Annotated in this window: 19 protein-coding genes; 12 read left to right on the forward strand and 7 right to left on the reverse strand. The window is 32.1% G+C overall.

What is annotated here, in order from left to right:
* Nucleotides 1-119 precede the first annotated feature (119 nt).
* The 4 genes from rocF (at nt 120) to glmM (ending at nt 4,291) form a co-directional block, all read left to right on the forward strand.
* The gene (gene rocF, locus V6C74_RS03620; RefSeq protein ID WP_016898646.1) at nt 120-1,028 is read left to right on the forward strand and encodes an arginase; all 909 of its coding nucleotides are present in this window, start codon (nt 120-122) and stop codon (nt 1,026-1,028) included.
* Nucleotides 1,029-1,164: 136 nt separating this feature from the next.
* On the forward strand, nt 1,165-1,971 hold the full coding sequence (cdaA, locus tag V6C74_RS03625; RefSeq protein WP_002435856.1) for a diadenylate cyclase CdaA: 807 nt from the start codon (nt 1,165-1,167) through the stop codon (nt 1,969-1,971).
* Between the two features lies 1 nt (nt 1,972).
* Entirely contained in the window at nt 1,973-2,905 is a 933-nt protein-coding gene (locus V6C74_RS03630) for a CdaR family protein (RefSeq protein WP_002453751.1), read from the forward strand.
* A 27-nt stretch (nt 2,906-2,932) separates the two neighbouring features.
* Nucleotides 2,933-4,291 (forward strand): phosphoglucosamine mutase, encoded by a 1,359-nt coding sequence (gene glmM, locus V6C74_RS03635; protein ID WP_002435830.1) that lies wholly within the window; start codon nt 2,933-2,935, stop codon nt 4,289-4,291.
* An 87-nt stretch (nt 4,292-4,378) separates the two neighbouring features.
* Here glmM and V6C74_RS03640 read toward each other — a convergent pair whose 3' ends face one another.
* The 4 genes from V6C74_RS03640 to V6C74_RS03655 are packed head-to-tail and all read right to left on the reverse strand — an operon-like array spanning nt 4,379 to nt 9,565.
* Nucleotides 4,379-5,491 carry a mannitol-1-phosphate 5-dehydrogenase gene (locus tag V6C74_RS03640; RefSeq protein WP_002453750.1) on the reverse strand — a complete coding sequence of 371 codons (1,113 nt, stop codon included), beginning with the start codon at nt 5,489-5,491 and terminating at the stop codon, nt 4,379-4,381.
* Nucleotides 5,491-5,925: a PTS sugar transporter subunit IIA gene (locus tag V6C74_RS03645; protein ID WP_002453749.1), complete on the reverse strand. Its 435-nt coding sequence runs from the start codon at nt 5,923-5,925 to the stop codon at nt 5,491-5,493. Before V6C74_RS03645 ends, V6C74_RS03640 begins: the two co-directional genes overlap by 1 nt.
* Before the next feature lie 11 nt (nt 5,926-5,936).
* Nucleotides 5,937-7,964 (reverse strand): BglG family transcription antiterminator, encoded by a 2,028-nt coding sequence (locus tag V6C74_RS03650; RefSeq protein ID WP_016898647.1) that lies wholly within the window; start codon nt 7,962-7,964, stop codon nt 5,937-5,939.
* A gap of 32 nt (nt 7,965-7,996) precedes the next feature.
* A complete protein-coding gene (locus tag V6C74_RS03655) occupies nt 7,997-9,565 on the reverse strand; it encodes a PTS mannitol transporter subunit IICB (protein ID WP_016898648.1) in 1,569 nt (522 codons plus the stop codon).
* 671 nt (nt 9,566-10,236) lie between these two features.
* Between V6C74_RS03655 and glmS the strand changes: the two genes are divergently transcribed.
* Nucleotides 10,237-12,042, forward strand: coding sequence for a glutamine--fructose-6-phosphate transaminase (isomerizing) (gene glmS, locus V6C74_RS03660; protein ID WP_049390627.1), 1,806 nt, complete (start codon nt 10,237-10,239; stop codon nt 12,040-12,042).
* Nucleotides 12,043-12,311: 269 nt separating this feature from the next.
* Nucleotides 12,312-13,169 carry a Cof-type HAD-IIB family hydrolase gene (locus tag V6C74_RS03665; protein WP_002453745.1) on the forward strand — a complete coding sequence of 286 codons (858 nt, stop codon included), beginning with the start codon at nt 12,312-12,314 and terminating at the stop codon, nt 13,167-13,169.
* A gap of 65 nt (nt 13,170-13,234) precedes the next feature.
* On the opposite strand, the gene V6C74_RS03670 is transcribed toward V6C74_RS03665, so the two are convergent.
* Nucleotides 13,235-14,434, reverse strand: a complete 1,200-nt coding sequence (locus tag V6C74_RS03670) for a hypothetical protein (RefSeq protein ID WP_002453744.1) — start codon at nt 14,432-14,434, stop codon at nt 13,235-13,237.
* 133 nt (nt 14,435-14,567) lie between these two features.
* Between V6C74_RS03670 and V6C74_RS03675 the strand changes: the two genes are divergently transcribed.
* Complete coding sequence (locus tag V6C74_RS03675) at nt 14,568-15,299, forward strand: metallophosphoesterase family protein (RefSeq protein WP_002453743.1); 732 nt, start codon at nt 14,568-14,570, stop codon at nt 15,297-15,299.
* A gap of 57 nt (nt 15,300-15,356) precedes the next feature.
* Here the strand turns inward: V6C74_RS03675 and czrB are convergent, their stop codons facing one another.
* Complete coding sequence (gene czrB / locus V6C74_RS03680) at nt 15,357-16,337, reverse strand: CDF family zinc efflux transporter CzrB (protein WP_002453742.1); 981 nt, start codon at nt 16,335-16,337, stop codon at nt 15,357-15,359.
* Between the two features lies 1 nt (nt 16,338).
* Nucleotides 16,339-16,656 carry a helix-turn-helix transcriptional regulator gene (locus tag V6C74_RS03685; RefSeq protein WP_030062749.1) on the reverse strand — a complete coding sequence of 106 codons (318 nt, stop codon included), beginning with the start codon at nt 16,654-16,656 and terminating at the stop codon, nt 16,339-16,341.
* Between the two features lie 155 nt (nt 16,657-16,811).
* Here V6C74_RS03685 and V6C74_RS03690 point away from each other — a divergent pair, with 155 nt between their 5' ends.
* From V6C74_RS03690 to V6C74_RS03710, 5 genes are all read left to right on the forward strand, one after another.
* A complete protein-coding gene (locus tag V6C74_RS03690) occupies nt 16,812-17,465 on the forward strand; it encodes an NAD(P)-binding oxidoreductase (protein ID WP_002453740.1) in 654 nt (217 codons plus the stop codon).
* A gap of 464 nt (nt 17,466-17,929) precedes the next feature.
* Nucleotides 17,930-18,868: a mannose-6-phosphate isomerase, class I gene (manA, locus tag V6C74_RS03695; protein ID WP_016898655.1), complete on the forward strand. Its 939-nt coding sequence runs from the start codon at nt 17,930-17,932 to the stop codon at nt 18,866-18,868.
* Between the two features lie 62 nt (nt 18,869-18,930).
* Complete coding sequence (locus V6C74_RS03700; RefSeq protein ID WP_002453738.1) at nt 18,931-19,161, forward strand: hypothetical protein; 231 nt, start codon at nt 18,931-18,933, stop codon at nt 19,159-19,161.
* Nucleotides 19,162-19,398: 237 nt separating this feature from the next.
* Nucleotides 19,399-20,775 (forward strand): EVE domain-containing protein, encoded by a 1,377-nt coding sequence (locus V6C74_RS03705; RefSeq protein WP_002453737.1) that lies wholly within the window; start codon nt 19,399-19,401, stop codon nt 20,773-20,775.
* Between the two features lie 267 nt (nt 20,776-21,042).
* Entirely contained in the window at nt 21,043-21,453 is a 411-nt protein-coding gene (locus tag V6C74_RS03710; protein ID WP_002453736.1) for a thiol-disulfide oxidoreductase DCC family protein, read from the forward strand.
* Nucleotides 21,454-21,471: the final 18 nt, after the last annotated feature.

Genomic DNA, 21,471 nt, shown 5'->3' on the forward strand with positions numbered 1-21,471 from the left:
ACACCTTCATTATTGAAGGTGTTTTTTTATTTGATTTAAATAAATATAATTACAATACTTCTTGAAAAATGCAAGCGTATACATTATTCTGAATCTATGTAAATGAAAGGGGTATTGTCATGAATCAACGTATTGAAATTATTGGTGCACCTTCCACATTCGGTCAAAAGAAACTTGGTGTAAACTTAGGACCAGATGCAATTCGTTATGCAGGATTATTGTCACGTCTTAAAAAAATGGGACTTGATGTTATAGATAAAGGTAATATAGAAGTACCAACATTAGATGTAGAGAAATTTAACTCTGATCAAGAAGGGTTAAGGAACTATGATGAAATAGTAACTGTTTCTGAAAATCTTAGCAAAGCTACATCAGAAATAGTAAAGAAAGGAAACTTTCCACTTACACTTGGTGGCGATCATTCAATAGCTGTTGGTTCGATTTCAGGTATTAGTCAACATTACGAAAATTTAGGTGTCATTTGGTACGATGCTCATGGTGACTTAAATGTACCTGAAGAATCTCCATCTGGTAATGTTCACGGTATGCCTTTAAGAATATTAGCAGGTGATGGACCAGATGAACTTGTCAATATAAATGATTTTACGCCTAAAGTTAAACCTGAAAATATCGTATTAATTGGTATGAGGGATTTAGATGAAGGTGAAAGGAAATACATAAAGGATAAAAATATTAAAACTTTTACTATGGCGGATATCGACCGGTTCGGAAAACAAGAGGTGATTGAAAGATCTCTTGAGTATCTAAAATCTAGAAATATAGATGGCCTTCATTTCTCACTAGACGTTGATGCTTTGGATCCCGCTGAAACTCCTGGAACGGGTACAAGAGTAATGGGTGGTTTGAGCTATAGAGAAAGTCACTTTGCACTCGAATTGTTAAATGAATCAAAATTAGTTACTTCAATGGATATAGTTGAGGTTAATCCTCTTATTGACAATTCGAATCATACTGCTGAACAAGCTGTTGCGCTATTAGGTACTTTCTTTGGTGAAACACTTCTATAAATAAAATTGTGAAAGCACGACTTACATGGTATATACTGTGTAAGTTTTTTTATTTTTTAGTCTTTGTTCATATGACACTATTAACAATGATTGGTATAATAATTAATATGGAAAAATATTACCCGGAGGAGATGTTATGGATTTTTCCAACTTTTTTCAAAATCTTAGTACATTAAAAATTATTACTAGTGTACTTGATTTACTGATTGTTTGGTATGTACTTTATCTTCTCATAACAGTTTTTAAAGGCACTAAAGCGATTCAATTACTAAAAGGGATTGTCGTAATTGTTATCGGCCAACAAGTCAGTAAGATGCTTAATTTAACAGCAACCTCTAAATTATTTGATATCGTTATTCAGTGGGGAGTACTTGCACTAATTGTTATTTTCCAACCTGAAATACGACGTGCATTAGAACAATTAGGTAGAGGTAGCTTTTTAAAACGTTATACCAACACTTATAGTCGTGATGAAGAGAAATTAATACAATCTGTTTCTAAAGCTGTTCAGTATATGGCTAAAAGACGAATAGGTGCACTTATTGTTTTTGAAAAAGAAACAGGATTACAAGACTACATAGAAACTGGTATTCCAATGAACTCAGATATTTCTCAAGAGTTATTGACAAACGTCTTTATTCCAAACACGCCATTACATGATGGTGCGATGATTATTCAAGGTAGTAAAATAGCTGTAGCAGCGAGTTATTTACCTTTATCAGACAGTGTTAAAATATCTAAAAGTTTAGGAACAAGACATAGAGCAGCAGTTGGGATTTCAGAGGTATCTGATGCTTTTACAGTTGTAGTTTCAGAAGAAACTGGAGATATATCTGTAACTTTTGATGGTAAACTTCGAAGAGATATATCTAATGAAGTTTTCGAAGAATTACTTGCTGAACATTGGTTTGGCGCACACTTTCAAAAGAAAGGTGTGAATTAAAATGTTAGAAAGTAAGTGGGGATTAAGATTTGTAGCATTAATCCTAGCTATATTTTTCTTTTTATCAGTTAATAATGTATTTGGAAATGTGTTTAATACTGACGATATATCACAGAAATCCACTAAAACAATTCAGGATGTACCTGTAGATGTAATTTACAATAATAAAGATTTACATGTTACGAAAGCGCCTGATAATGTCGATGTTAATTTATCAGGCCCCCAATCAAAGTTAATTAAAATTGAAAATCCAGAAGACCTTAAAGTAACAATTGATTTATCCGATAAAAAAGCTGGAGAGTATCACAAGAAATTTCAGGTTAAAGGTATAGATGACGATGTAAGCTACAGTGTAAAACCTAAAAGCGCAGATGTTCATCTAGAGAAAAAGATTACTAAAAAAATGCATGTTCAACCTGATGTAAGTCAAAGTGATATTGATGCAAAGTATAAAGTAAGTAAACAAAGCATTTCTCCTGAAACTGTTAAAGTGACAGGTGGGGAGCAACAGCTTAAAAAAATTGCTTATTTAAAAGCTACATTTAAAAAGGCCAGTAAAATTTCTAAAGATACAAATGATGTAGCTGAAGTCAATGCATTTGATAAAGAATTAAATAAATTAAATGTCTCAATTAATCCTAGTGAAGTAGATTTAAAAGTTGCAGTTGAACCTTATAGTAAAAAAGTAAAAGTTCGTACTAAATCAACGGGTAAACTAGATAATGATAGAGAATTAGATAATATCAAATTAAACGATAAAGAAGTTGAAATTTACGGTAGTAGAGACGATTTACAAAGCATCAATGAAGTAACAGCTGAAGTTGATTTAGATGGCGTATCAGAATCAACTGAGAAAACAGTAAAATTTGACTTGCCAGACAATGTTGCAAAAGTAAATCCTAAGGAAACGAAAGCATATATAAACGTTAAATAATTGTTAGATATAAAGGAGAGTTTAAAAATGGGAAAATATTTTGGTACTGATGGTGTTCGAGGCATTGCCAACCAAGAGCTTACACCTGAATTAGCTTTTAAATTGGGTAGATATGGTGGATATGTTTTAGCACATAATAAAGGGGAGAAGCACCCAAAAGTACTAGTGGGTAGAGATACGCGTGTTTCAGGTGAAATGCTTGAATCAGCCTTAATCGCAGGTCTTATCTCTATTGGCGCTGAAGTCATGCGTTTAGGTATTATTTCAACACCAGGTGTAGCTTATTTAACTAAAGAAATGGAAGCTGCTTTAGGTGTTATGATTTCAGCTTCTCACAACCCAGTTGCAGATAACGGCATAAAATTCTTTGGTTCAGATGGTTTTAAATTATCTGATGATCAAGAAAATGAAATCGAAGAATTGTTAGATCAAGATAATCCTGAATTACCACGTCCTATCGGTGAAGACATTGTACATTATTCAGATTATTTTGAAGGTGCTCAAAAATATCTAAGCTATTTAAAATCAACTGTAGATGTTAATTTTGAAGGACTTAAAATTGCTTTAGATGGTGCTAATGGTTCTACATCATCACTAGCACCGTTCTTATTTGGTGATTTAGAAGCTGATACTGAAACAATTGGATGTAATCCGGATGGATATAACATTAATGAACAATGTGGTTCTACACATCCTGAGAAATTAGCGGAAACTGTCTTAGAGACTGAAAGTGATTTTGGTTTAGCCTTTGATGGTGATGGAGATAGAATTATTGCAGTAGATGAAAATGGTCAAATTGTTGATGGAGACCAAATCATGTTTATAATTGGTCAAGAAATGCATAAAAACCATGAATTAAACAATGATATGATTGTCTCAACAGTCATGAGTAATCTCGGTTTTTATAAAGCATTAGAAAATGAAGGTATTCAATCTAACAAAACAAAAGTAGGAGATCGTTACGTTGTCGAAGAAATGAGAAGAGGTAATTATAATCTTGGTGGCGAGCAATCTGGTCATATTGTGATGATGGATTATAATACAACGGGTGATGGATTACTTACAGGTGTTCAACTTGCTTCTGTAATTAAAATGAGTGGTAAATCACTAAGTGAATTAGCATCACAAATGAAAAAATATCCTCAATCTCTTATCAATGTTAAAGTAACTGATAAATATCGAGTAGAAGAGAATATTCATGTACAAGAAGTCATGACTAAAGTTGAAACTGAAATGAATGGGGAAGGTAGAATTTTAGTTCGCCCTTCAGGTACAGAACCTTTAGTAAGAGTTATGGTGGAAGCAGCCACTAATGAAGACGCTCAACGTTTTGCTCAAGAGATTGCAGATGTTGTTCAAGATAAAATGGGATTAGATAATGCGTAACGAATAAGTTATTCTTATATTCCTTATTAATAAATTAAAACACCTTCGAAAGAATCTTTCTTCTTTCGAAGGTGTTTTTTATATCATTTACTTTTTCTGTAATAATTCTAGTTCTTTAACAATTTCATCAGCTAATTGATCGTCAACTTTGGCATATGTTTTTAAGAAGGCCTTAGCACCATGTTCTTTAATATAATTATTTTTTTCTACTGTTTCTTGATCAGCATTGTCATCGTATGCAAGAAGAAGAGCAGCTGCTTTAACTAAACCTTCACGTTCTAAACCTTTATTATATAAATAAGTTAATGGTTTAATAATACGATCTTTAGGACCTATTTTACGTATTGTTCCTCGACCAACTCGTGTAACTTCATCAGATAGGTTAGGATTATTGAAGCGATCAATAATTTTCTCAACGTATTGCTTTTGTTCATTTTTAGAGAAATCAAATTGATCTGTGATATATTGACTCGTTTCACTAAGAGCTTGGCGAAGGCCTGCTTCTATTTGTTTATCTTCAATAGAATCTAAAATAGTAGCTTTATTTTCAAAATGACCAGCGTAAGCTAAAAATGCATGTCCTGTATTAACTGTTAACAATTTTCTTTCTATATATGGTGTTAAGTCATCTACATATTTAATATGTTCTAATTCTTTACCGTACCAAGCATCTTTTTCGATAACCCATTCAAAGAAAGGTTCTACCATGACGTCTAATATATTTTCATTTTTTTGTAATGGCACAATTCTATCCACTGCTGAATTTGCAAAATGGATATTATCAGCTAATGGTCCAGTAATATCCAGAATGGCTTTTTTCAAAGTATCTGTGGCCATAATAGCATTTTCACAAGCAACAATATTTACATGATTTTTCTTTTCTTTTAAATATGGAGCAAATGATTTAGCAATAATTGGTAAAATATTTACTCCAACAGCCGTTGTGATTAAATCTGCTTCAAGTATTGCTTCTTTAAGTTGATCTGAGGGTTTAGCTGAATTAATAGCATCTACATTATTCACTCGAGTCGTTGTTTTAGCTTCATCAGCTAAAATAACATCGTATTGATGTTCACTATCAAGTGCATTAATAATATCTTCATTTACATCTGCAAAAGTAACTTTAATGTTATTGTCAGCTAATATATATCCGATAAAACCTCTGCCGATATTGCCGGCACCAAAATGAACTGCTTTCATTATGCGTCAGCCTCCTCGAATACTTGTTTAATTTCATCTGCAGATGTAGCATTTACGATGCGATCAACATTTTCTTCTTCACTAAAAGTAATTGCAATTTTAGAGAGTAAATCTAAATGATCGCCATCTTTACCTGCAATGCCAACTACGACTTTTACTTCTTCGCCATTCCAGTCAACACCTTCAGGAATTTGTAATAAGCTTAAACCTGAACGAATCACATTACCTTTAGCTTCTTCAGTGCCGTGAGGAATTGCTAATGCATTACCCATGAAAGTTGATACTACGTTTTCACGGTCTTTCATAGCTTCGATATAGTTTGGTGTTACAGCACCACTATCAACTAAAACTTGTCCTGCTTTTTCGATTGCATCATTTTGATCAGATGCCGATAAATTTAAAAAGATATTGTCATTACTAAATAATTCACTCATTTAAAACACTCCTATTGTAATTGATTTTTTATTTGATTTAATAATTTGTTTCTTAAAATAGTTTTAAATTCATATGGATTTTGCATAAATTCTTCGATGTCATTTAAATGCTCGCTTAACGCCTCTGAGAGGGCACTTACGAATTGAGCCATTTTTTGATTATCTGGAATAAACATACTTATCAAATAATGAACTGAATTTAAATCATTTTGATTACGTTGCAATTGTATCGGTTCTTCCAAAATAGTAATAAGTATGGAAGGTTTTTTGAACATGTTATCTTTTAAATGTGGGATTGCTATCGGATAAGGATGTAACACCCAATTAGGATTTTGTTCAAACTTTGATTGCAGTAAATCAGCGAATGATTGCCTATCCTCAATTATATTTTCATTTAATAAGTAAGTTTCTAAATATTGCTTCCAATTATCTACTAATTTATATTCTATTTTCACTGAATCTAATACCTCTAAACCTACGCGCATATCTTGAATTGTTTCTTCAGGATTTGTAAAGGTATTTGAGTTATCATTTTCAGCTAGAAGAGTTTGATTTGAATTCGTACTTAGAAAAGAAGCTACATAAGACACTTCATGTTCTGGTAATAATGGATTAACAATTAGAAATGGAGCTTCGATATCTAAATTTACAGTCGAAATAATTCCGTCGTAGTTATTTAAATCTAATACATTCAAGTCGCTTACAGAAGCTTGAGTAATTCTTTCAATTTCACTAAAGACTTGCTCAAGACGATTGGCTAATAAACGACTTGTTCCAATGCCACTGCTACATACGACTAGGATATTTAAAAAGCGATTTCCCTGATTTTTAATGGATCCACCAAAGTGAAGCACTATAAAAGCAATCTCACTTTCAGGAAAAATTAAATCAGACCACACCATATGCAATGCTTTATGAATCGTTTCAAAAAGACGTGGATATTTAAATTTAATCATTTCAGTTAAAGGATTGTAAGTTTCAATGTTAGATTTCAAACGATTAATTGCAGGATTGATATGCAATGTTAACCCCTCGATTAAGTTTTCCTTATCTTTAAAATGTTGTCCCGATATTCGTGTAACTGTATTAACAAATTGACGAATCTTTTTACTACTATTATCTTCCTCAGAATTAGAATCCTTTGTACCTTTACGTTTAGCACCACGCAAATGAATTGTTATAAAAGTGATTTCAGCTTGGTTAAACTCAACGTTATATATTTCTTCAAGACGTTTAGCAATTTCTGTTGCAACTTCATGCTCGAAGGTATCTTTAACTGTTTCATATATATCTTTATTTAGTGAGACGTATTCACCATTTTGCATACGTGTAATACTTAACACAATGTGAATCGTCAAAGTTAAATAACTAGATTCTGTTAGGGTATAGGGCAGTTGACCTAAATAGTCCATCAATATACGTTCAATTTTAAATATTCTATCTAAATCTACGAGAGATTGTTGAGAATGATTCAAAGATTGGTAAACAAAGTGATTTTCAATTACAGAATAAACGCTTGTGCTATTTAAGTTATTTACCATAAGTTGACTAAGAAATTCTCTTTTTTTAGACTCAGGACCCTTTAAGTAGACACCTTCGCCACGTTTTCTTGAAAGTGACAGTTGATAAGATAATAATTCTTCTTCTAAATCATCTAAAAGTTTAGCTAGAGCTTGAATTGAAACACCAATTTCGTGTGCTAAACTAAATTGTTTTATTGCGTGTTTAGTTTGTATAAGAGCATAAAGAATGATTACTTTTTGTTCTTCAATTGATAAATCTAATGTTTGTTGAGTTGTTACTGCTTCCTTCAATCGTCTAATATTGTTAGCTTCTCCAGACAATCGTATACCCTTTTTATTGGCTCGCTCTAATAGTATTGAAAATGTACTTAAGTACGATTCAATTTGTTTTAACTCTCTATGAATAGTACGAGAGGACACCGCTAGTTGTTGAGCGATGTCGTATATAGTGACATATTGGCCGTGATACTTGATTAATATTTCAATAATCTCTTTTTCACGTGTACTCAGTAACATGGCGGTATCCTCCATTTTTGAAAATAATTAAGTTAATCTTCGTGCTTTAAATTATTTAATAACTCTTCATATCTTGGTGAATTTAAGAAGTTATCCACTGAAATATGAATAGCATTTGGAACTTGTTTAATGGCACGATCTGTTAGTGTTTTTTGCGTGATTACAAGTTGTGCATCATGAGGTAATTGATTAATAGCTGTATTAGTCACATTGACGTCAGTAATACCAGCTTTCTTAAATTTATTACGTAGCATACTTGCACCCATAGCACTTGAACCCATACCCGCATCACATGCGAATATAACATGATTTACACCGCTATAATCGTGTGCATCAACATTTTCAGTATTGTAATTATCTAAAAGTTGTTCAGTATTATCTTCATCATTTTCTTTCTCATTTTCTGTAGAAGACGTAGTAACACCTGTTGCTCCGGCTGCGCTCGCATTCTGTGCATTTGAACGAGTTGCTTCTTTATCAGAATGCGTTAGTTTAGATGAAACGTTAGATTTTTTACCTTTCGTTGCTTCCATTTGAGCTGTAGCAGATTCTAAATCTTGTTTAGGTTCTTTAGTGAATTTCATAATAAGTGCTGCGATGACAAATGATACTAATGTAGCAAGTACTACACCAAGTAACATGTGTAAGAATTCGCCTCTAGGTGCGTTTAAGCAGTAAACGATAAATGAACCTGGGGATGCTGGACTTTTGAAACCGAAGCCAGTAGCTTGATAAGTTGCAACGCCCGTCATACCACCTAAAATAACTGCAATAAATAGTAATGGACGCATTAAAACATATGGGAAGTAAATTTCATGAATACCACCTAGGAAGTGGATAATACCTGCACCATATGAAGTTGCTTTAGCAGTTCCTTTTCCGAAAATCATATAGGCCAATAAAATACCTAGACCAGGTCCAGGGTTAGATTCAATAGTAAATAAGATAGATTGACCAGCATGAGCTGCTTGGTCGGTACCAAGTGGTGTAAATACACCATGGTTAATCGCGTTATTTAGGAATAAAATTTTAGCTGGTTCAACAATAATACTTACTATAGGTAGTAAATGAAGGTGAACTAAGAATTCAACAGCTACAGACAAGATGTGCATGATGAATTTCATGATTGGAGCTAAAATTTCAAAACCAATAATTGTCATAATAAAACCTAAGATACCTGCAGAAAAGTTATTGAATAACATTTCAAAACCTTGTGGTGTTCTAGGTTGCACGAATTGGTCTACTTTTTTCATTAACCAACCAACAAGTGGCCCCATAATCATGGCACCAAGTAACATTGGTGTTTCAGGTAAAGCTACAATAACCCCCATAGTTGCAGTAGCTGCAATAATACCACCACGTAAACCATGAATTAAACGCCCACCGCTAAATGCGATGAGTAATGGAATTAAGTACGTAATCATCGGTCCAGCTAATTGAGATAAATCTTTGTTAGGGAACCAACCATTATCAATGAAGATTGCGGCAATAAAACCCCATGCGATAAATGCACCAATGTTAGGCATAATCATACTGCTTAAGAATGATCCAAACGCTTGGACTTTACGACCGACTCCTTTTTTCTCTTGAGTTTGTGACATCTCTACACCTCTTTTTTTAATTAGTATGTGACTATATTTAGTTTAAATCTTGTAGTTAGTTTCTCTCAATATAAACAAAAATTGAGTTTGTCATGATAGTTGTGACAAGATTAAGTCTAACTATTATATATAGTAGAACTTTGAATTAGTTTATATTAATAAGTTTTTTCAAAGGTTAAAAAAATAAGTTTTTTAACTTATTTTAGGAAGTATTGTTAAATCATTTGCAAAATAAATCATCGTCAGTGTACAATAATGATTAATGGAAAGGAGGAAAGAAAGTAAATAAATAGTTATAGCGCCTGTGCAAATGACTATATTATTGTTGAAAATTAAAAGTTAATTATGAGAACTTTTATAGAGAATAATATAGCTTTTGTAGACGAGGAGGATAGTGATCGAATAGATCGGCGGATGCTATCCCGGATGTGGCTCATTCGTTAGCTTATTAAGTAAAACACTAGGGCAACTTAGTGGACAAAGTTAATAAGATCGCCGAAATAAAATACTACTAAGGGAAGCGTAGAGTAGCGTGTTAAATTGATCAATTACACACGCTTATTTCTTGATGTACTCGTATGACATCATTGATATGGTAGAAGGTTATTAATATAAATTAAAATGACAAATCATATTGCTCTTGCTATCCCTCATTTTGGAGGAAATAGATTATGTGTGGAATTGTTGGTTATATTGGATACGACAATGCTAAGGAATTACTTTTAAAAGGTTTAGAAAAATTAGAATATCGTGGTTATGATTCAGCAGGTGTTGCTGTAGTTAATGATCAAGGGACTAAAGTATTTAAAGAAAAAGGTAGAATTGCTGAACTACGTAAAGTCGCAGATAACAGTGATCAAGATGGAACAGTAGGTATTGGTCATACACGTTGGGCAACTCATGGTGTACCAAACTATGAAAACTCTCATCCTCATCAATCAGCAACAGGTCGTTTCACATTAGTACATAATGGTGTGATTGAAAACTATGAGGAGTTGAAAGCTGAGTACCTATCAGATATTAAATTCCTTTCTGAAACTGATACAGAAGTGATTGTTCAGTTAATCGAACACTTCTCAAATGAAGGACTTTCAACAGAAGAGGCCTTTACTAAAGTTGTGACTTTATTACATGGTTCATATGCTTTAGGTTTATTGGATGAGCAAGATAAAGATACGATTTATGTAGCTAAAAACAAATCTCCATTGCTTGTTGGCGTGGGTGAAGGTTTCAATGTTATCGCTTCAGATGCATTAGCAATGTTACAAGCTACTAATCAATATAAGGAGATTCATGACCATGAAATCGTAATTGTTAAACGCGATGATGTGGTAATCAAAGACACTGAAGGTAATGTTCAAGAACGTGAATCTTATACTGCTGAAATCGATGCTTCAGATGCTGAAAAAGGTGTTTATGATCACTATATGTTGAAAGAAATTCATGAACAACCAGCAGTTATGCGTCGCATTATCCAAGAATATCAAGATGAAGAAGGTAACTTGAAAATTGATCAAGACATAATCAAAGATGTCGCAGATGCAGATCGTATTTACATCATTGCAGCAGGTACAAGTTATCATGCCGGTTTAGTAGGGAAAGAGTTCATCGAAAAATGGGCAGGAGTACCAACAGAAGTACATGTTGCTTCAGAATTTGTTTACAATATGCCTTTATTATCTGAAAAACCATTATTCATCTATATTTCACAATCAGGTGAAACAGCAGACAGTCGTGCCGTACTAGTTGAAACGAAAAAATTAGGTCATAAATCATTAACTATTACTAATGTTGCTGGTTCAACGTTATCTCGTGAAGCGGATCATACATTACTCTTACATGCAGGTCCTGAGATTGCTGTAGCATCTACAAAAGCATATACAGCTCAAATTGCAGTATTATCAATACTTTCACAAATCGTAGCTAAAAATCACGGTCGTGAAGCTGATATCGACTTATTAAGAGAATTAGCTAAAGTAACAACTGCTATTGAAACTATCGTTGATGATGCACCAGTAATGGAAGAAATTGCTACTAATTTCTTAGAAACAACTCGTAATGCATTCTTTATAGGACGTACAATTGATTATAATGTAAGTTTAGAAGGTGCATTAAAACTTAAAGAAATCTCTTATATTCAGGCTGAAGGATTTGCTGGTGGTGAATTGAAGCACGGTACAATTGCACTTATCGAAGAGGGTACGCCAGTTATCGGTTTAGCAACTCAAGAGAATGTTAACTTATCTATCCGTGGTAATATTAAAGAAGTTGTAGCTCGTGGTGCTAATCCTTGTATCATTTCAATGGAAGGCTTAGACAAAGATGGTGATACGTATGTTATCCCTCATGTACATGAGTTATTAACACCATTAGTTTCTGTTGTTACTATGCAATTAATTTCATATTATGCTGCATTGCACAGAGACTTAGACGTTGATAAACCACGTAACTTAGCTAAATCAGTTACAGTTGAATAATTGAACTAGTTTTTAAAACCAGTTAAGGGAAACCTTGCTGGTTTTTTAAAAACATTTTTAACAGAATATTCCGAAAATATCGTCGCGGTAGCTCACAATATCAATGATGTATTTTAAATTGAAATGCATCTTCGTTAATTCTACAAAAGGTAAAGGTTTCTAAGCTATATATATGATATCAACGCTTTATTAAAGTTAAAGTCGTTGCACTTTATATCAAACAGTGACACAATTTATTTAAGTAATTAAAGTAACGAGTGGAGGATAATATGAATAACGTTAAAGCAATATTCCTAGATATGGATGGAACAATTTTACATGAAAATAATAAAGCATCTAACTATACCAAGGATGTGGTAGATGAATTACGTGAAAAGGGTTTTAAGGTATTTCTAGCCACAGGTCGTTCATATTCTGAGATACATCAACTCGTACCTGAAGGTTTTAAAGTTGATGGAATTATTAGTTCTAATGGTACTACTGGTGAAATCGAGGATCAAAATTTGTTTAAACACAGTTTATCTTTAGAACAAGTTAAAAAAATTGTTAAATTAGCTCAACAACAACATATCTACTATGAAGTATTTCCTTTTGGAGCACAACGTATCGTTTTAAAAGAAGATTATCAATGGATGCGTGACATGATTACTGGTGAAACGCCACCCAATAATGTAAGTCATAGTGAATGGACTTCAAGACTAGACGCTATGAAAGATAAAATTGATTGGCGTGACGAGTTGCCGGACTTAGATTATTCTAAAATCTATTTGTTTAATCCAAATCTTGATAAAATTACCACATTCAGAGATGAACTTATTCAGAATAAAGTTTTGCTAAGTATAAGTGTTTCTAACTCATCTCGATACAATGCAGAAACAATGGCGTATAATACCGATAAGGGTACCGGGATTAAAGAAATGATTGAACACTTTGGTATTCAGCAAGAGGAAACATTAGTCATTGGAGATAGTGATAATGATCGTGCGATGTTCGACTTTGGGCAATATACAGTTGCAATGAAAAATGCACGACAAGAAATTAAAGATATCACAGATGAAGTGACTGAGGAAACAAATGAAGAAGATGGGGCAGCTAAATACTTAAAATCACGATTATTAGACAAATAAATATATAAACATTAAAAACTCGCAAGTAACGATAATAGGTTACTTGCGAGTTTATTTAATAACTATTATTTCTTGTCAAAAGTGTCTTTAGCTCTATCTGTAATGTCGTCTTTATTGTCAGACACCTTTTCAGAAGCTTTGTCTTTTAAATCTTGACCCTTACTAGAAGCGTTATCTTTTTGATTGTTAAATTGATTTTCAGCTTTATCTTTAAGATTATCATCTTTAGAGTCATTGTCGTTCACTTTATCTTGAACTTTTTCTTTTACGTTAGATGTTTTACCTTTGTTATCGTCTTTAGATGTAGCTAATGAATCTTTGTCATTCTTCTTACCTTTGCGAGCTTTCTTACCAGGTTTATCAATTTTATCACCACGTGTGATGAAGTAATAAATGATACCCATAAGAATGATAAAGTAAATAACAATTCTAATTAAAATGATTAAAATAAGCACAACGTATGCAAGAATTTGAGCAACTGATTGTGACATATGACTAGTTAAATAACTAAATAGGGTAATTAATGGTTGACCTGTAATAAGAACAACTAGGTTAAGTAATAAAATACCAATAAAGAATTTTAACCAAGTTTTCTTACCATTCTTAATTCCATTAAATCCTTCTTTAACATTACTCATTGCTTTTCGATGTGGATCTTCTGCAAATGCAACTGTGTAATTAATCATGAAGATTAAGAAGAACCAATAAACGATTGAAGTAATGAATCCCATTAGTAAAATAATTACAATTTGAGAAATAATTAAAATAGCAATTGAATTATCCACATTACTTACTGATTGTTGTATCCACGCATACAATTGAATAAAAGTGACGTTGTATAATAATTTTAGTAAGTACGCAATGATAAACATAATCATTATAGCAACAACTGAGATCAATGCTAATAATAAAGATGTTGCATAACGCCCTTTTTTAAAGGCAAAGAATAAATCACTAAATTTAATTTTTTCGTGCTTCATAGCCTTTTGGATAACATTTATAGCACCTGCTAATAGTTGATATCCAAGGAAAATAAATAGTAAAGCTAAAATAAGATAAATAATAATAATAGGGATGTACATTGTTAATGAAACGGATTGTCCGAATTGTTGTAACATTTGCATCTGAGTAGAAAATTGAGCTATAAATGCTGATGCAAATCGATAAACAATAAAACAAACTGCAAAACTAATTAAAGCGAATAATAAAGCTTTGAGTAGTTGCGGTTTAGCATTTTTAAATGCCGATTTATAATATCTAAACAAATTTTAAGCACTCCTTTAACGTAATATAAATACAATATCAAAAATCTTATTTTTTTTAAATTAATATCTAACATAAAAGGGTATTGAAGTGTTAAAATATGCTAGTAAATTCACATTGAAAGGAGATATCATCATGAAATTTGCAGTTATTACTGATATCCATGGTAATTATGATGCATTAGAAAAGGTGTTAGATGATATTGATAGTAGAGAAGATATCGATAAAATTTATAATCTTGGCGACAATATAGGTATTGGACACGAGACAAACAAAGTTTTAGATACTGTATTTGATCGTGATGATATGGAAATGATTGCCGGTAACCATGATGAAGCAATCATGACACTAGTTAATAACACACAATATCCTGAAGATCTTAAAGGGAAATTTTATGAGCATCATCAATGGATAGAAAGCCACCTCGATGAATCATATTACGATGAATTAAATCAATTACCACGATATATTGAGAAGACTATCAAAGGAAAAAAGGTTTTATTTATTCATTATGAAATTCCTAATGAAAAATTAGAAGTAGGAATTGAAGGGCAACCTTTCGCACCGATGGCTAGTGATGATGAGCAAGAGATTTCTAAGCTTTTTGAAGATAAAGACGCGGATTTAATATTATTTGGCCACAATCATCGTTTACATTTATTTGATGATAAATCTACAATTTACTTTAATCCAGGTGCAGTGGGATTAAATAACGGAGCTCATACAGTATATGGTATTGTTACAATTAATGAACAAGGCATTTCTGTTGAACGTGTAAAACTAGACTATGATGAAGAAGAATTTATTGAAGGTTTTGCTGAAAAACAAGTACCAGCAAGAGACTTTATTTTTAAAAACTTTATGTAAATAATTGAATATCCTCAAGGATGAGACATTGGAAGTGTCTTGCCCTTGAGGATATTTTTAATGACTATTGACATGTGTATGAGTGTGTATGTGTTCATGAATACCTGAACATAATGTTGAATCATCATGTTTATGTTTAGGTGTTTCAAGTTGTATTGTCATGTGTTGAACATTTTGATGCAATAAATCATGTTCAATGGTTTCTAAAAGATTTTCACATTCTTTAACTGTTAATTGCTCTGAAACAACTGCGTGACAACTGAGTGCATTCATATCATTTGATATAGTCCAAACATGATAATCATGTACATTTTGAATGCGTTCGTCTTTAGTGATTGTAGATATCACTGCTTCTAGGTCTACATCACTAGGTGTACCTTCCATTAAAATATTTAGTGAAGATTTTGCTATACCGTAAGCACTTTTTAAAATAATTAGTGACACCAGAATACTAGCGATAGGGTCAGCAAGAGTAAAGTTAAACGCCCAAATTAATAATGCTGCTACGATTGCACCAATTGAACCAAAGAGATCACCTAATACATGGAGAAAGGCGCCACGCATATTTAAATTATGAGATGTATCACCGCCTCTAAACATTAACGCTGCAACTACAATATTAACGATTAAGCCAATTAAGCTTATAATAAACATCTCTTGAGATTGCACTTCTGGAGGGGCGAAAAATCTACGAGTAGCTTCGATAATAATCATAAGACTGATAATAAATAAAGTTACGCCATTGAATAAAGCAGCGAGCACTTCAAAGCGTTTATAGCCATAGGTTTTAGTTTGTGTAGCATTCTTTTCCGCATATATAAATGCGATAAGTGCTACGCCAAGTGAGATGGTGTCACTTAACATGTGAAATCCATCAGAGAGTAAGGCCAAGCTATTGGCAATAAATCCACCAATGATTTCTACTAACATAAATAATCCTATAATAAAGAAAGAGATTAAAAGTACTTTCTTATTATTTGTATGGACATGACCATGTGCATGATTGTGACTTTGATGTTGATGATTGTGATTTGTCATATTAACTTCCACCTTCATTTGGATGACTAGCATGATGAATGGCTTGTTTGAGTAATGTAGATACGTGCTTGTCGTCTAAAGAATATATCATAGATTGACCTTGTCGCTTTGATTTAACCAAGTGTGTACTTTTCAATAACTTTAGTTGATGTGACACATTTGATTGAGACATATTCAATGTATGTGAAATGTGTCCTACACTTGCTTCTCCGAATTCTAATAATTCCATAATACGTAAACGGTTGAGATCGCTTAAAGCTTTGAATATCTCAGTGACTTTGCTTAAAGTATCTACATCGGTATGTTTATTTTGATCAATGTCATTCACCTTGAAGCACCTCTTTATATGAATATTTGTTCATATGTTAATATAATTTATTGTGGAAGTGATGTCAATCGTATTTTTATTGGGTTTACTTTTTGAAAATGAGTGGTAAACATCAATTACGATTTTAAAAAGGGAGGACATTAAGAATGAGTATTTTATTAATTGGTGCTAATGGTGGCGTAGGTTCAAGATTAGTACAGCAATTAAAATCAGATAATATTGATTTTACAGCAGGTGTTCGTAAAGAGGAACAAGTGAAAGAATTAAAGGACCAAGATGTCGATGCAACATTGGTAGATGTTGAAAAAGCCACTGTTAAAGATTTAACCCAACTCTTCAACAATTACGATAAAGTTATTTTCTCAGTAGGTTCAGGTGGCAGTACAGGCGATGATAAGACAATTATAGTTGATTTAGACGGTGCTGTTAAAACTATTGAAGCAAGTAAAGAAGCGGACATTAAGCACTATGTAATGGTTTCAACTTATGATTCAAGAAGAGAAGCTTTCGATTCTGCCGGCGATTTAAAACCGTATACAATTGCTAAACACTACTCAGATGATTATTTAAGAAATTCTGGTCTTAATTATACAATTGTGCATCCAGGAAGACTTACTGATGATGAAGGTACTGGTAAAATTGAAGCAGATTTATACTTTGATAAACGTGCGTCTATTCCTCGAGACGATGTAGCAACAGTGCTTAAAGAAGTAGTTACATCAGATGAATTTGCTAATCAAGAATTTCAAATTCTTAGTGGCGATAAAGAAATTAAAGATGCGTTACAAAAATATGAATAATCGTTATAAAAATGATATTAGCAAAAGCAGTCGAGTTACCTTTTAGGTGATTCGGCTGTTATTTGTTTTAAATTATAGAGTGAAAAATGGTTTATTTAACTTCAGATTGATATTGTTAATAATAATGCAAAATTTTAATTAATTAGTGAAGCGTTTGATAAACTAAAATTGAATTAAAGATGATTTGTTCTATTTGTTTTTAAATAATAATTTTTATTCAAAAAATTCGGTACTTCTTTAGATTTTGAAATGTGGTACAATCATAAATAGTGATAATGAAAAATAATGGATATAACTTAAAATTAGGGAACTCAATACATAATTATTAAATTGACTGTTGTCTCTTTAAAAATATAGAAACTATTTATAACAAAGTGAAAAAATGTCTTTAAGGAGATAAGTATACTTAAGTTAACTTTAGAATAATAGATTAAGTTGACGTTTAAGATAATGGAGGTGTAATGATGCCGTTATTTTTAAAGCCTATTTTTCATGAAAAGGTTTGGGGTGGAAGTAAACTCCAACAATTTGGATATCATCTTCCAAATGAGCATATAGGTGAGTGTTGGGGAATATCCGCACATCCGAATGGTAAGAGTGAAATTCTCAATGGACCTTATGCGGGGCAGACACTAGATCAAGTTTGGAACGACCATAGAGAACTATTTGGCGAGTTCCCAAGCAAAGATTTCCCTTTAATGGCTAAAATTGTTGATGCTGAGGCACCTTTATCAATACATGTTCATCCTGATGATTCATATGCTTATGAAAATGAAAATGGTCAATATGGCAAGTCCGAATGTTGGTACATTATCGAAGCGGAGGAAGATGCTGAAATTGCCATTGGCACTAAAGCATCGTCTCGTGAAGAATTTGAACAACAAATAAAGGAAGGCAAGTTCCAAGAAAACTTAAGAAAGATTAAAGTTAAACCTGGAGACTTTTATTTTATTCCTGCTGGCACAATTCATTCTATAGGCGCTGGAATCATGGCATATGAGACAATGCAGTCATCTGACGTATCATATAGAGTATATGACTATGATCGTAAACTTAATAACAATGAACAACGGACACTAAATGTCTCTAAAGCATTAGACGTAATGGAGTACTCTAGTGAACTGCCAAGTATTGTACCTCAGAACGAAGTGATAGAGAATCACAATTGCACCCACGTAGTGTCTAATGACTTTTTTACTATAGTAAAATGGGAAATTTCAGGTACATTAAATTATATGAAGCCACGTGAATTTTGCTTAATTTCTGTATTAGAAGGTAATGGTAAAATTATTATTGATGGTGAAATTTTTGAGATTGAAAAGGGAACTAATTTTGTTTTAACATCTGAAGATTTAGATAGCGTATTCGAAGGTGATTTTACGCTTATAATCAGTTATATTTAAGCTTGATTAAAAATAAATTGCTAGTAATTATATAGAGATTAATCATACAAGGAACGTTAGTTTTGAAGCAATTTTTATATATTTCTCTCATTTGTGGAATGATTTCAGGAGCTGGAATATTTTTACATATGCCACATTACCCTACATTAATTCTACCGAGAGTTGTAGCAATTGTAGGTATTATTAGTGCTTTGATTACGATTAAAGATAAAGATATTAATGCTATGCTTAAATTAGGTGGAGTAATGATTAACGTCATTCCGTTATTAGGTAGCATGATTACACCTCATTAATAAAGTTGTTTATTATAGGTTGTGTAAATGTTTATTAAAAGTTTTAATGACTTTTTATTCGAAGCTAAGACAGATGAGTTGTCTTAGCTTCTTTTTCTTAAAATGATAAAAACAGCTAATTGTTAGAGAATATTGAAAATGTGTGATAAAAATTATGATAAAATGGATTTAAAATTTGTATCAAAGTATTCGTAATACACATTTATTTAAATTATAGGTTAGATAAGGAGTATCATAATGACTGAGGAAATTAACTATTTTTGGCTAAATTGTGGTTATAATAGATGGAATCACAATGAACCCCTTGTAGGTCAAACAACTTTATTTGAATCGGGTGCACATTTCAATCCTTCTCAAGGATTTCGTGCTTTTAAAAAGGCCAAAGCAGGAGATCAAGTCATCTTTTATCAAGTACAAACTGATTCTGGTTTATTAGGTATTGGCGAAATTATAAGTGTTCAAGCAGGCGCTCAAAATAAAATTAGGGTAGAATTTAAATTCAATGAAGAACTGAAATCATTGACGACCGACTATTTAAAACGAAGTGAAGCTTTAGATTTTCGTATGAATAATATGAAAGAAACGTTGTTTAATCAAATTAAACAATCAGAATTTGATTTAATAGTAAGTTTAGGAAAAGGGGAATCTAAAATCCCAAGATACTTTTTATTATCTGAAACAGATGACTTTGAACCAGGTAAAAATTATACAATTTTTACGCATACTTACAATGGAATAAAAAGAAATGGTTATCACTTCTATACACAACTTGAAGTTGGAGATAATATTATTATCTATAATAAAGAAAAAGATCAATCAGTAGTAGGTATCGGCGAAGTGTCTCGTCATATTCATGAGAAACCTCCAATTCCAGGTAGAACGAATAGTACGGCTATTGAAATCTTGTATGGCAAGAATATTAACCCAATTTCCTTAGGTCATTTAAATAAACATCAGAAATTAAAGAATTTATATTTCTTACAAGAAAATGCTAAACAAGCTATCGCGAGTATGTCACAAACACAATATGATGCTATATTAGAAATGAGTGACAATAATGGTATTAAAAATCCATTCGAGACAGTTCAAAAATCAGAAGTCACTGAATATCAAAATGATGATTCACTCAAACCATTTATATTATTAGTTGTTGATAGAAAAGAAGAAGGCTTAAAAGCAGCTAATGATTTATTACAAAAAACAAATGCAAATCCTGTCATTACTAGTGGACATCCTGATTTTACAGAGGATATGTTATATGGCAAATATTTACCAAATGAATCAGGCGCTCTATATTATCGCGAAGGATTTATTACGCAATTAATGCCTACCAAAGATAAAAATTATTTAGTTATTGATAATTTTAATCGTATCGATCCAGATATCTTCCAAACGTACATTAATGTATTAGAAGGTTATGAGGTGACATTACCTAGGTACAATAAAGATGGAAGTATGATTAAATGGTCTAAGAACAAAGATTCCTTCTATCACTTTAATCCTAATTGGCATATTATTGGTGTAACATATGATTCTATTGAGGACATTAAACAGAAGTATTCTCAACAGTTTCTTAAGTATACGCGCATTGTACGCGTTAATCATTCAGAGTAAGTTAGTTTAATAGAATATTTTAATTAAATTTTAGAAATTAAATTTGAAATGACTCTCCTCAAACTCTTTACGTTAATAAGTGAAAGTTTTGGGGGGAGCTTTTTATGTTTTAAAGATTCTTAATCGCCATTAAGTTAAATACAAATGCTTTTATTTCGATTAATTAAAATTACTAAAGAAATGTTTGTAAATGAGGAGGCGGCCGTGTTTATGATGTTTTGAAAAAAGGAAATGTAATTGTAAGAGTTAATAAAGGAGGTATTTAATATGCCTATTATATATTATGACGGTAATTGCATTTATTGTTATAATTATGCGATTTGGCTTATTCAAAATGGACTTTCTAAGAGCTATGAGTTCGCAACTATAAAAGGTGAGATTGGCGAACAATTTTTTAATCAACACCCCGAAGCCAAAAATAGAAATAGTGTAATCTTGCAAAAAGGTGAGCATTTAGAATATAAATCAGACGCGATTGCTACGCTTATTACTTCGTTGCCAAACAATAAAAAATGGTTAGGTATAGGTCTAAGAGTACTGCCGAAACCAATACGTGATTTAAGTTATAATTTATTTGCTAATAATAGAGACAAAATGTGGAAGACACACTGGCATAAGCCTACTGAATATGAAAAATCATTCTTTTTAGATGATAATGCTAAAATCAAGTTAACTTAATTGATAATTTTGACCACT

Origin of the sequence: Staphylococcus capitis subsp. capitis (assembly GCF_040739495.1) — a bacterium.
Lineage (GTDB): Bacteria > Bacillota > Bacilli > Staphylococcales > Staphylococcaceae > Staphylococcus > Staphylococcus capitis.

Excerpts from the sequence above, each read along its gene's own strand:
- rocF (WP_016898646.1), top strand. The coding sequence starts at position 120 with ATGAATCAACGTATTGAAATTATTGGTGCACCTTCCACATTCGGTCAA.
- glmS (WP_049390627.1), top strand. The coding sequence starts at position 10,237 with ATGTGTGGAATTGTTGGTTATATTGGATACGACAATGCTAAGGAATTA.
- V6C74_RS03645 (WP_002453749.1), bottom strand. The coding sequence starts at position 5,925 with ATGAGTGAATTATTTAGTAATGACAATATCTTTTTAAATTTATCGGCA.
- V6C74_RS03665 (WP_002453745.1), top strand. The coding sequence starts at position 12,312 with ATGAATAACGTTAAAGCAATATTCCTAGATATGGATGGAACAATTTTA.
- cdaA (WP_002435856.1), top strand. The coding sequence starts at position 1,165 with ATGGATTTTTCCAACTTTTTTCAAAATCTTAGTACATTAAAAATTATT.
- V6C74_RS03690 (WP_002453740.1), top strand. The coding sequence starts at position 16,812 with ATGAGTATTTTATTAATTGGTGCTAATGGTGGCGTAGGTTCAAGATTA.
- glmM (WP_002435830.1), top strand. The coding sequence starts at position 2,933 with ATGGGAAAATATTTTGGTACTGATGGTGTTCGAGGCATTGCCAACCAA.
- manA (WP_016898655.1), top strand. The coding sequence starts at position 17,930 with ATGCCGTTATTTTTAAAGCCTATTTTTCATGAAAAGGTTTGGGGTGGA.
- czrB (WP_002453742.1), bottom strand. The coding sequence starts at position 16,337 with ATGACAAATCACAATCATCAACATCAAAGTCACAATCATGCACATGGT.
- V6C74_RS03650 (WP_016898647.1), bottom strand. The coding sequence starts at position 7,964 with ATGTTACTGAGTACACGTGAAAAAGAGATTATTGAAATATTAATCAAG.
- V6C74_RS03705 (WP_002453737.1), top strand. The coding sequence starts at position 19,399 with ATGACTGAGGAAATTAACTATTTTTGGCTAAATTGTGGTTATAATAGA.
- V6C74_RS03655 (WP_016898648.1), bottom strand. The coding sequence starts at position 9,565 with ATGTCACAAACTCAAGAGAAAAAAGGAGTCGGTCGTAAAGTCCAAGCG.
- V6C74_RS03675 (WP_002453743.1), top strand. The coding sequence starts at position 14,568 with ATGAAATTTGCAGTTATTACTGATATCCATGGTAATTATGATGCATTA.
- V6C74_RS03630 (WP_002453751.1), top strand. The coding sequence starts at position 1,973 with ATGTTAGAAAGTAAGTGGGGATTAAGATTTGTAGCATTAATCCTAGCT.
- V6C74_RS03640 (WP_002453750.1), bottom strand. The coding sequence starts at position 5,491 with ATGAAAGCAGTTCATTTTGGTGCCGGCAATATCGGCAGAGGTTTTATC.
- V6C74_RS03710 (WP_002453736.1), top strand. The coding sequence starts at position 21,043 with ATGCCTATTATATATTATGACGGTAATTGCATTTATTGTTATAATTAT.